Source organism: Aquimarina sp. AU58 (genome assembly GCF_900312745.1).
In the GTDB taxonomy this organism is placed as follows: Bacteria; Bacteroidota; Bacteroidia; order Flavobacteriales; family Flavobacteriaceae; genus Aquimarina; species Aquimarina spinulae.
In genome coordinates this window covers 1,980,783-1,993,199 of record NZ_OMPD01000014.1, presented here as the reverse complement: position 1 = coordinate 1,993,199, position 12,417 = coordinate 1,980,783, and the positions used below count along the sequence as shown (strand labels likewise).

Sequence of the window (12,417 nt, the reverse complement as noted above, 5' to 3'; positions counted from 1 at the left end):
ACAAGATGCTATCGAATTCATAAAAAATACTTATTCCTTTTTGTCTGAAACAAATAATACTCTAAACGGTTTTCGCTTTAGCCATTTTTCTGCTCCTTTTTTCACATCTTCCCTGGTTAGTTGTAATTGCTCTTCGAGTCTTTTAACATAAAATCCCGGGTCTGCTGTAAACAAAAAACTTTCTCCCAATAGTTCTGTCCTACTCCATTGAAAACCTAATCGTTGTTGCATTTCTTTTATGTCACTAATTTCACTTTGTTTGGCATTTATTAGTTCTGCTTCTGTAACTCCAGTTTCTATAAATTCGTTTACTTTATCCAAAACAAGGTGTTCTATTTGTGTGCTATCTTTTACAGCAGCAAAAGTAGTACGTATTGCGAACTGTCCTGCAAACTCATACATATCTGTAGACACCGTATTTTTTATAAATGATTTTGGAAAACGACTTTTGTCATTAAGACGAGTATCGAGTATAGTTGCAATAAGTTTTAAAGTACTATCATCACGAGATCCCCATTTGGGTACTGCCCACGAAAACACCATTGTTTGTATAGTGTCATTGGGATGAGGGGCTTTCATTGTTATATTGGCTTCTACATGCTCTGTAGGTTTAATGATCTTGTGATCTCTTACTTTTGACGGAAGGTTTTTGAAATAGGTATCTATTTGTTTTTTAGCATCTTCTATATCAAAATTACCCACCAGAAAAAGCACTGTGTTATCTGCATATACAATTTCGTTATAGCGTTCTTTAAACTCTTTTAGTTTAAAATTCTTGTTATTTTCGATTACCCCATACCCACTACTGCCATAAGGGTGGTTTTTACCAAAGGTACCTGTATAAATCGCCATTCCTCCTGGTGCGCTCCATTGTGGATTTCTGGCATTTCTATCAATTTCAGACAGTACTCTTTTTCTTTGAAATTCTACTCGTTTTTCTGTAATACGATCAGTCCCTGCTTTTAATCGTCCGGCTGTCATTTCTAAAGCTAGACCTACTCCTTTTGGTTTTACTTTTACATAAAATCGGGTATAATCCTTTTTAACCTGTGCATTGCTCCCTGTTCGATAGGTTTTCAATTTGGCACGTTTAAGACTATCCATTATACCAAACGGCATAACGTGTTCAAAAAAATGAGCAAAACCATACTGACTAGGTTTATCCATGCTAATTCCCTTACGAAGCCAAAACTCTACAGAAACATCTTCGACATTCGGATCGGGTTGTAATATAACATCAAGTCCGTTTTTTAAGGTATACTGTTCGTAATTTAATAACAGTGAATCAGTCTGACCATATGAACTTAAGGTAGTCACGACATGAAAAAGCAATGCGCAAAAAAATACTTTAGATCGTTTATTTGACATAATTGAAAGTTTTATATATAGATTAAAAACTTTCAATTATGTTACACCAAACAGGACAGTGGTTTAATACCACTGCCCTACTACTTTCGAAATTTCAGTTTTTGCATTTGAAATAATGGTATCTACTTTTTCTGGATATTGAGCTACTCCAAAAGCAGAAATCTGTTCAGAAGGGATCCCGATAAATTCAAAATTCCTTTTAATAGTTGGAGAAAAATATTCCTGGACCGTTTCTTCTGAGTAATCACCCCCAGCCACTGCTAATATCAATGCTTTTTTTCCTTCACAAAGCCCTTTAAAACTACCATCTTCGGTAATTTCAAATGTTTTATCAGTAACTACTACAGTATCTACCCAGGCTTTTACTGTAGCTGGTAAAGAGAAATTATACATAGGAGAAGCCAATACAATATGATCTGCATCTAATACGTGTTGTATTAATTGAAAATGATTAGAAAGTCTTTTCTTTTCTTCAGCTGTATATTCTGGTTGCCCTCCATAAAGGATTAAATTTAGATTATCATCAAGCAATAAATCTGGTGGTGACGCTACTAAATCTAAAAATGTAATTTCTGTTTTACCATCGGCTAGTTTAATAAATTCATCCACCAATTGCTTTGTATAAGATCCCTTTCTTGGCGCGTAGCTTACTACTAATGTTTTTTTCATTGTATATTTTTTTATATCATGTTTATTTATCAGTCCAAACTGCTAGTTTATTTCCGCTAGGGTCAATAAATTCAAATCGACTCCCACCAGGAAAGGAAAATACTTCCTTAGATATTTTTCCGCCATTTTTTTGTACATTTTCTAAAGCATGTGATAAGTCATCATGATATAAAACGACTAGAGTACCTCCTGTACTAATTTTTTCAACTTTGGCAAACCCTCCATCAATCCCCGCTTGGTGGAAGTCACAATACTGATCTCCATAATCTGTAAACGTCCAACCAAAAGTGTTGCCATAGAATTTTTTGATTTCATCTAAATCTAATGCCTGTAATTCTATAAAGTTGATTTTATTATTTTTCATTTCTACTTTTATTTATTTTGAAGTAAAAATAAAGTGAAGGAATGACAACCCTATGTCAGTATACTTTCTGATATGGAAATTTTCTCAGTACATGACAAAAAATAACTATTCTTGATCCAATTAAGTATATCGTTAATTTATTATCAAAACCTCACAGGTTTTAAAAACCTGTGAGGTCTAATAAAACGTATAATTTTAAATATTTGTTGGTTTGTTTTTTATCGTGTACTAAAGAAAGTTTTATTAGGTTACTTAAAAATGTTCTTTTTAGATCTTAAAAATCGTTCAGGATAAAAAACAAGTTGTATCAAATTGTATTCTAATTGATTAAAATTAAATTTTTTCCCATCTACCTCGAATGAAGAGAGAGGATACCAACGTAAATTTGTTCTTAAAATTAAATACTCTTCAGATTTCCCGGGAACGATATCCCATCCGATAGTGATACCGGGTTCAATTTTATTAAATGTTAGTTTTTTGTTTCCTTCATCTGTAATTTCTGAATATTCGATATGATCATAGGCTACATTTAAACCGATAAAGGGGGCAAAACCAGTATAGTCGGTTAAAAATTTGGCTGTTTCTAATGCTACAGAAGTTTTTTTAATAGTTTGCCTGGTTTCATACGCTTGTTGTTGAAATTTTGGATTTCTAAACGATACTGCGGTAAACATATTAGCAGTATTAAACTGATATCCCAAAGCAATATCAAAATACCCACCAGATGCCTGCTTTTTATTTAGATAAGGATATTCGCTATTGTTGTATTCAGATTCTGCAAGAGAAAAGGAAACAGAGGGTCCAACAGCAGCAAAAAAATCACCAAAACTTGAAGCATTATAGCCCAGGCTTGAGACTTCGGGATAGCTGTTCCATCTTTTATTAATAGTAGGGTCTCCATTATCTTTGGTAAGATCCATGGCATAGAGTAGCCCTAGTTGTAAGCTAAAATTGGGAGTTTTAATTTTCTGGAATTCGGTTTTGGATATGGGATAATTCCATACGTTATCAGGATAATAGTTGACTCCTAATCTAGCCGTAAAATTTTTGTATCCATACAATACTCCGGCATCAGCAGTCCATGCAAAGTTTTTTTCAAGTTTAGGTTGATCTTCATGTGGCTTTACAATCTGTTTAAAATCTAACGCAGACCAACCAACACCAACATAAGGTCTGAGTCTCTTTTCTCGATATGCCCAAGGCAAAAATCGGACACCGGTAACGGTATAGTGTGTAAATTCTACATCTGTTTCTTCATTCGATTTAAGATTAAACTGTTTTAAAGGAAAGGATACGTAGAATTCTGCATGCCCCCAGAAATGGAAGCCACCCCAATATAAGGTTGTATTTAGAGTTTCTGAGTGTTTAAAACTAATAAGTTCATTTCCCGAGAGTCGTTTCCCTGTAAATGATGGGAACAAGTTTCCACTCAATTCAAAATAGGTTTTGGCAAAATCTAATCTTTTTTTATCTGTAGTAGGTGGTATATCTCCTTGCGCCAATACATTAAATGAATAGAACAGAACGAAAGTCATTAGAAAAATTTGTCTCATGTTTTGGTATTATGTTTATGAAAATAATACCGCAAAAATGGATAACAAACGATATTGCGACAATAGTGAATTTGTACTAAATAGCAGGTTATTCTAAATATCATACAAAAGTATGATACCCGTATTAGAGACAAAAAACAAGAGTAATCAATTAGATAACAACGAAATAAGCTCTATTCTGTTATTTATTTTACATTTTCTGTAAATATTAGAAACATGTGTTTTTACAGTAGGAATTGATATAAATAGCTGTTCTGATATATGCTTATATGTATTTCCCTTAATAAGAAGTAAAGCGATTTCTTTTTCTCTATTGGTCAAGGAGTAATTAATTAGGTTTTGCTCTTTCACCGTATTTTTGGGTTTAAAAAGAGACAGGCGTTCTATATCACTCCATAATTTGCTTCCTGCAAGTACAATAAAAATCAATGGAAGTGTAAATCCTATTTTCGTGTTTATCCCATTTAGGTCTACGGCATAATTGGTTAATAAAGAAAGTGGAATCATAATTAGGACGGCAATAGCAATATACCGTTCCATTTTTTCACGATGTGCTATGTTTACTTTTGGTTTGGTCGTTCTTATCAGAATCATAGATAAAATAACAGAAATCCCTAAAAATAGTGCTACTACATACTGTAAAACATTTAATATTTTAATAAAATGCCCCGCAATAACAAGTATGGTTAGCACTCCAGAAAAGGCTATTAGTACTTTTCTAAAAATAGGTTTTATGGTGTGACGTCTCTCTTCTAGAATATGTAAAGGAGTAGTAAGCGCAACCAATATCATCGCCAATAAAATAAAAATATTAGTATTATCGGAATGGTTGAAAGGTTTAAAAAAATAGGTGACCGTTAGTGCAACAATTAGTAAAAGCAATGAAATCGTAAAGTATATAGTTTCAAGCGTTTCAATATTTTTTGTATAGCAAATAACTTCCAAAAATAATGCAATGATAATTAGGGAATATGCCAAAATCAATAATATGATTTCTAATACTTCCATTCGCCATATATTTTATACATCGATACTCTTATCATTCAAAAAAAACTAACCTTCTCTGATTAGATTCAGATTATTGGTCTACAAATCTAACGGATTTTTTGATAGATCGTATATTATTTATAGCGCCTTGATGAGTGATGTATTGGTTTTTCAAAGTAATAACAGTCGTACCGTTATGATTTAAGATCAATTTCTTTTAGGTTTTCAATCTTGTTTCTCGAAAGAAAATCATCTATGGTTTCAAAATGCTCAATTACTCTTTTGTCTTTAAACTCAAATACCTTTTGTGATAGCCCTTGTAAAAAGTCACGATCATGAGAAACCAAAATTAAAGTACCATCAAAATTTAATAAAGCTTCTTTTAGTACATCTTTTGATTTTAAATCCAGGTGATTGGTAGGTTCATCGAGAATTAAAAGATTAACAGGTTCTAAAAGTAACTTAACCATCGCCAGTCGTGTTCGTTCTCCTCCCGAAAGAACACTTACTTTTTTATCGATATCATCACCTCCAAACATAAATTGCCCCAAAATATTTTTAATCTGTGTTCGTACTTCTCCTTCTGCTACCTCATCAACTGTCTGAAATACGGTAAGGTTCTGGTCTAATAATGCTGCTTGATTTTGAGCAAAATATCCTACTTTAACATTATGCCCCAGGTCACAAGTTCCTTCGTATTCAATCTCTCCCATAATCGCTTTGATCATTGTAGATTTACCTTCACCATTACGTCCTACAAATGATACTTTTTCTCCTCTCGAAATCGATAAATTTGCGTTTTTAAACACAACATGCTCATCATAACTTTTTGATAAATCTTTTGCTATTACAGGATAATCTCCTGATCGAACTGATGCTGGGAATCTAAGTTTTAAAGATGAAGTATCGATCTCATCAATTTCGATAATCTGTAACTTCTCTAACATACGTTCCCGTGAGTTTACCTGATTGGTTTTGGAGTAAGTTCCTTTAAACCGTTCGATAAATGTTTTGGTATCTGCAATAAATTTTTGTTGCTCCTGGTATGCTTTTATTTGATTCGCTCTTCTTTCTTCCCGTAGTTGCAGATAATGTGAATAATTTGCCTTATAGTCATAGATTCTTCCCATTGTCACCTCAATAGTTCTATTAGTGATCGTATCGATAAACGTTTTATCATGAGAGATCACAATAACTGCCTTGGCTTTATTAATCAAAAAGTCCTCTAGCCAGATCACAGATTCTATATCTACATGGTTGGTAGGTTCATCCAAAAGGATTAGGTCTGGCTTCTGTAATAAGATTTTGGCAAGCTCTATACGCATTCTCCATCCACCACTAAACTCACTGGTTGGTCGTGTAAAATCTTCTCTCTTAAACCCGAGTCCTTTTAGCGCCTTCTCTACTTCGGCATCATAATTCACCTCTTCTACCGCATAAAACTTCTCTCCCAGATCAGTTACTTTTTCGATAATTGCCATATACTCGCTGGATTCATAATCAGTACGAGTTTCGAGTTCTTTATTTAATCTATCCATCTCTTCCTGCATTCCCAAAATATCGCCAAAAGCTTTTAATGCTTCTTCAAATACAGTACAGTCATCATCTGTTAATAGATGTTGTGGTAAATATGCTATCACTGCCTCTTTGGGACACCTAACATGCCCTCTGTTTGCCTTCTGCACTCCAGCAATAATTTTCATCATAGTGGATTTACCTGCACCATTCTTACCCATTAGGGCAATTTTATCATTTTCATTAATAACAAAAGAAACATTACTAAATAATGTTTCGCCACTAAACTCTACAGCAATTCCGTCTACAGAAATCATATCTTTCTAATTTAAAAATGCAAAACTAAAAAAAAGCAGGGCATCATAAAGGAATCTGATTATATTTTGAATATATATTGTATTCCAAAAAATTATTACCTTGAAAACATAATTTTATCAAGGTCTTTTTTTATGTCTGACAAACCCGAATTATACTTTAAAAATGATCAGGAATGGCGTTTCTGGCTTCATGAAAATCACCATCAATCCCAGGGAGTATATCTTATACTTTATAAAGTAGAAAGCAAACAACCCAGTATGCGATGGGAAGAAGCTGTAAAAGTAGCATTATGTTATGGTTGGATAGATTCTACAGTAAAAAGACTGGATGATCAACGTCGCAGGCAATATTTCTGCCCTCGTAAGCCCAAAAGTGTTTGGAGCAAAGTAAATAAAACCTACATCATAGATCTTATCAAAAATGATTTGATGCATCAAAGTGGTTTGATAAGTATCGAAGTAGCCAAAAAGAACGGTTCATGGATTGCTCTGGATGATGTAGAAAATGGTATCATTCCCAAAGACTTACAACATGCCTTTGATCAAAATCCTTTGGCTTTTGAAAACTACCAAAACTTTGCACAAAGCTACCGTAAAAGTTACCTCTACTGGATTAATCAAGCCAAACGACAAGAAACCCGTGATAAACGTATTGTAGAAATTATTAAATGCTGTGAAGCGAATATAAAATCCCGGGATAATTGGTAGCAAAATTTTATAAATAGTGCAAAAATCACTTCACTAAATAAAAAGAAAAAAACTATCTATAAGTAATAAATTACTCAACATCAATATATTCCAAAATTAACATCTATTTCCCTTAACATCACTTTAAGATATTTTGTATGATAAATCCTTATTTTCGGATCATATAAATCACTCATCATGCACAAACATATTGTCACTACCCTGGTTATCGGGATATTTTTAATCTTCAATACTCAAGCTCAAAAAGATAAAAAAAACAAAAAAGAAGAAGAAAAATGGGATGTTTCTAATCCCAAAGGGGAATTTAATTATAAAGATCATACGTTTACTACAGATCAGGGTACCTGGATGAATCTGGATGTTAGTCCCGATGGTAATACTATTGTTTTTGACCTTTTGGGAGATATCTATAGTATCCCTATTTCTGGTGGAAAAGCAAAAGTATTACGTACAGGAATCCCTTTTGAGGTACAACCTCGTTTTAGTCCTGATGGCAAAAAGATCTCTTTTACCAGTGATGCCGGTGGAGGCGATAATATTTGGGTGATGAATAGTGATGGTAGTAAGCCTAAACAAATTACCAAAGAAAAGTTTAGATTACTAAACAATGCTGTCTGGATGTCAGATGGCAATTATCTGGTAGCAAGAAAACACTTTACTTCTCAGCGTTCTCTGGGTGCAGGTGAAATGTGGCAGTATCATATTACGGGAGGTTCTGGATTACAGTTAACCAAAAGAAAAAATGATCAACAGGATGTTAATGAACCTCATATTTCTCCTGATGGTAAATATATGTACTATGCAGAGGATATGTATCCTGGTGGCTTTTTTCAGTATAATAAAGATCCAAACAAACAGATTTATGCTATTAAGAGATATGAATTCGAAACGGGAAAAACAATTACTGTTACTGGTGGACCAGGAGGTGCAGCACGACCACAAGTATCCAGAGATGGCAAAAAACTTGCTTTTGTAAAAAGAGTTCGTACCAAAACGGTATTGTATATTCATAATCTCGAAACTGGTGAAGAATGGCCAATCTATGATAAACTAAACAAAGATCAACAGGAGGCTTGGGCGATTTTTGGAATATACCCTAATTTTAGTTGGATGCCTAACAACAAAGAAATCATATTCTGGGCTGGTGGAAAAATCAATAAAATTAATGTAGAGGATCAACAAGTGACTAATATTCCGTTTACGGTAGATGCTACTATCAAAATTGCCGAAACTTTGCATTTTAACACTCCGGTTTCTCCCGAAAAGTTTACCTCCAAAGTAATTCGTAATGTAGTTACTTCTCCAGATGGTAAAACAGTAGTATTTAGTGCTCTTGGACATTTATGGAGAAAAAATCTACCCAAAGGGAAACCACAACGCCTTACTACTCAATCTGTCGATTTTGAGTTTGAGCCTAGTTTCTCTAGAGATGGCCAACATATCGTATATGTCTCCTGGAATGATGAAAACCTGGGAGCAATACATAAAATTCCTGCTTCAGGTGGTACTTCTACCAAATTAACCACAAAAAAAGGAATTTATAGAACCCCAGTATTTAATGCTGCAAATAATTTGATTACTTTCAGAAAAGAAGATGGAAACAGTGATCAAGGTCTAAGTTTTACCAAAAATACTGGTATTTATACCATGTCTTCTTCTGGTAGCAATGCTAAACTAATAACAGAAGAAGGCGAATACCCTATGTTTTCTAAAGACGGAAAGCGTATCTTTTATCAAACCGGAGGTACATATTTTGGAAATCTAACCAAAGAGTTAAAATCTGTTGACCTTAATGGAAAAGATAAAAAAACACATATAAAATCTAAATATGCCAACCGATTAGTACCTAGTCCCGATAATAAATGGATTGCTTTTACCAATCTGCAAAAAGCATATATTGCTCCACTCCTACTTAATGGTAAAGAAATAGACCTGGATAATAACTCTAAAGCTGTACCGGTATCTCAGATTTCTAAAGACGCAGGGGTTAATCTTCATTGGTCCAGAGATAGTAAAAAAGTAATATGGACTCTTGGGGATGAATACTTCTCTAATGAGGTTAAAGATCGCTTTACATTTTTGCCTAACTCTCCAGAGAAAGTAGGAAAAGTAACTGTAACAGGGATCAAAATCGGTTTAGAGGCAAAAACAGATGTGCCACAAGGTAGAATTGCATTTACCAATGCCCGAATAATCACAATGGAAGGTGACCAGATCATCGAAGATGGAACTATTATTATTAAAGATAACCGTATTGAAAAAATTGGAACTACTTCTGAAGTACCCGTACCAGGCGACGCAAAAGTATATGATGTAAAAGGTAAAACAATTATGCCCGGTATTGTAGATGCACACGCACATGTGGGAGGGTTTAGATACGGTCTAACGACTCAAAAACATTGGCAATTGTATGCCAATCTAGCTTTTGGAGTAACCACATCTCATGATCCCTCTGCCAATACAGAGTCAATTTTCACCATGTCTGAGATGATTAAAAGTGGAGAAATGGTAGGGCCTCGCCTCTACTCTACAGGAATTATCCTATACGGGGCAGATGGAGATTTTAAAGCAGTGATCAATAAACTGGAAGATGCGCGATCTTCTATAAGAAGAACTAAAGCGTTTGGCGCTAAATCTGTGAAGAGTTATAATCAACCACGTAGAGATCAGCGGCAACAAGTGATACAGGCAGCAAGAGAACTTCAAATTAATGTAGTGCCCGAAGGAGGATCAACTTTTTATCATAATATGAGTATGATCATGGATGGCCATACAGGAGTTGAACATAATATTCCCGTTGCTCCGGTTTATAAAGATGTAAATGAACTTTGGAAAACCAGTAATACAGGATACACCCCTACATTAATCGTAAATTATGGAGGGATGAATGGAGAGTACTATTTCTACCAAAAAGATAAGGTTTGGGAAAATGAAAAACTGCTTAAATATACCCCGAGAGCTATTATCGATGCTCGTGCAAGACATAGAACTATGGTTCCTGATGAAGAATATGAAAATGGACATATCTTGGTCTCGAAAACATGTAAAGCATTAACCGATGCAGGAGTTAAAGTAAATCTGGGAGCACATGGACAATTACAAGGTCTGGGAGCGCATTGGGAGTTATGGTTACTTCAGCAAGGAGGAATGACTAATATGGAAGCACTAAGAGCTGCAACCTTAAATGGCGCAGAATATATTGGTGCAGGAAATGATATTGGTTCATTAAAAGAAGGAAAACTAGCCGATCTTATCGTTCTTGATAAAAATCCTTTAGAAAATATCAGAAACACAGAAACTGTAAAATATACTATGGTAAACGGACGCTTATATGATACCAATACCATGAATGAGATTGGTAATACAACCAAAACACGAACTAAATTCTGGTGGGAGAATGCTAATTATAGTCAAGCTTTCCCATGGCATAAAGAAGCACAAAGCTTCATGAAACCAGGATGTGGATGTCATTTAGGACATAATTAGATCTATGGCCCTGGTAAGGGTTAAAATAGATCAGCAACTAAAATTTAAAACTCATGTGATGAGAACATATCTTTTCATACTACTTACAGCACTGGTAACATCTTGTGCTCAACCCCAAAAACAAGTGAGTAAAACTGCTATCTTGATTACATATGCTAATATTGTAGATGTAAGTAACGGTACTATTATCGAAAAACAACAGATTGTAATCGATTCTGGAAAAATAAAAAGAGTTACTAATACTATAGAAAACCCAGAAGGATATACTACAAAGATCAATGCCAAAGGAAAATACATCATTCCTGGATTAGCAGAAATGCATGCACATATCCCACAACCTTCGACTTCAAAAGAACGTATCGAAGAGGTTTTGTTTTTATACCTTTCTAATGGGATAACAACAATACGAGGTATGCTTGGTCATCCTTATCACCTAAAATTAAGACAACGTGCAGAGACAGGTGATATCTTGAGTCCCAGAATTTTTACCTCTAGCCCATCTCTTAACGGAAATTCGGTAAAGACAAAAGAAGAAGTCATTGCCAAAGTAACGGCTTATCAAAAAGAAGGATATGATTTCTTAAAAATCCATCCTGGTATTACGATAGAAGTGTTTGATCAATTGGTAAAAACTGCCAACGAAGTTGGTATTCCTTTTTCTGGACATGTTCCTGTTGATGTTGGTATACGACATGCAATACAAAGTAAATATGCCTCTATTGATCACATCGATGGTTTTTTAGAAGGACTGGTTCCCGAATCTGAAAATGTAAACCCGGGAGATAACGGCTTTTTTGGATACAATTTCACCCCGCTGGCAGATGAGTCCAAAATTGATGAATTGGTACAACTTGCAAAAGACAATAATACCTGGATTGTTCCTACTCAAAGTTTATTCGAAAGATGGTTTGCTCCTGTAACTGCCGATGAATTATTGAAAGGTCACGAAATGAAATATATGCCCGCTTCTACATTGCAAAACTGGAAACAAAGAAAAAGTCAATATACCGAAGAGAATCCCAATTTTAATAAAGAACAATGGCAACAATTTAATACGATAAGAAGAACATTACTAAAAAAACTACATGATAGTGGACATCAAATATTATTAGGCTCTGATGCTCCGCAATTATTTAATGTTCCTGGATTCTCAATTCATCACGAAATCGACGGAATGATAGCAGCAGGATTAACGCCACTAGATGTGCTGCAATCAGGGACAATGAATCCTGCCTTATTTTTTGGTAAAGAAGATACATTTGGGCAAATCAAAGAAGGATTAGATGCCGATATTGTTATACTTGATGCAAATCCACTAGAAAATAGTAAAGCCTTAAAGCAGGTTTCTGGTGTATTGATTAGAGGGCATTGGTTGCCCAAAGAAACCATAGATCAAAAATTGCAGGAAATTGCTCAGAATGCTAGTAAAAATTAAAAATATTATACCATA

General features: G+C 34.5%; 9 protein-coding genes. 3 read left to right on the top strand and 6 right to left on the bottom strand.

From position 1 onward, the window contains the following. Positions 1 to 30 precede the first annotated feature (30 nt). The 6 genes from DK441_RS20040 to DK441_RS20015 form a co-directional block, all read right to left on the bottom strand. Positions 31 to 1,368, bottom strand: coding sequence for a pitrilysin family protein (locus DK441_RS20040; RefSeq protein ID WP_109852256.1), 1,338 nt, complete (start codon positions 1,366 to 1,368; stop codon positions 31 to 33). Between the two features lie 63 nt (positions 1,369 to 1,431). After that, on the bottom strand, positions 1,432 to 2,037 hold the full coding sequence (locus tag DK441_RS20035) for an FMN-dependent NADH-azoreductase (RefSeq protein ID WP_109852255.1): 606 nt from the start codon (positions 2,035 to 2,037) through the stop codon (positions 1,432 to 1,434). Between the two features lie 22 nt (positions 2,038 to 2,059). Then, positions 2,060 to 2,401: a VOC family protein gene (locus tag DK441_RS20030; protein WP_109852254.1), complete on the bottom strand. Its 342-nt coding sequence runs from the start codon at positions 2,399 to 2,401 to the stop codon at positions 2,060 to 2,062. Between the two features lie 248 nt (positions 2,402 to 2,649). Continuing rightward, a complete protein-coding gene (locus DK441_RS20025) occupies positions 2,650 to 3,954 on the bottom strand; it encodes a hypothetical protein (RefSeq protein WP_109852253.1) in 1,305 nt (434 codons plus the stop codon). Positions 3,955 to 4,101: 147 nt separating this feature from the next. Next, on the bottom strand, positions 4,102 to 4,962 hold the full coding sequence (locus tag DK441_RS20020) for a response regulator transcription factor (protein WP_109852252.1): 861 nt from the start codon (positions 4,960 to 4,962) through the stop codon (positions 4,102 to 4,104). Positions 4,963 to 5,135: 173 nt separating this feature from the next. Beyond that, positions 5,136 to 6,773, bottom strand: coding sequence for an ABC-F family ATP-binding cassette domain-containing protein (locus DK441_RS20015; protein WP_109852251.1), 1,638 nt, complete (start codon positions 6,771 to 6,773; stop codon positions 5,136 to 5,138). Between the two features lie 132 nt (positions 6,774 to 6,905). On the opposite strand from DK441_RS20015, the gene DK441_RS20010 reads away from it, so the two are divergent. The 3 genes from DK441_RS20010 to DK441_RS20000 all read left to right on the top strand — a co-directional run bounded on the left by DK441_RS20010 (position 6,906) and on the right by DK441_RS20000 (position 12,402). Beyond that, positions 6,906 to 7,481, top strand: a complete 576-nt coding sequence (locus DK441_RS20010) for a YdeI family protein (RefSeq protein ID WP_109852250.1) — start codon at positions 6,906 to 6,908, stop codon at positions 7,479 to 7,481. Positions 7,482 to 7,658: 177 nt separating this feature from the next. Further along, on the top strand, positions 7,659 to 10,967 hold the full coding sequence (locus DK441_RS20005; protein ID WP_109852249.1) for an amidohydrolase family protein: 3,309 nt from the start codon (positions 7,659 to 7,661) through the stop codon (positions 10,965 to 10,967). Positions 10,968 to 11,025: 58 nt separating this feature from the next. Further along, a complete protein-coding gene (locus tag DK441_RS20000) occupies positions 11,026 to 12,402 on the top strand; it encodes an amidohydrolase family protein (RefSeq protein ID WP_109853583.1) in 1,377 nt (458 codons plus the stop codon). The last annotated feature ends 15 nt before the right edge of the window (positions 12,403 to 12,417 follow it).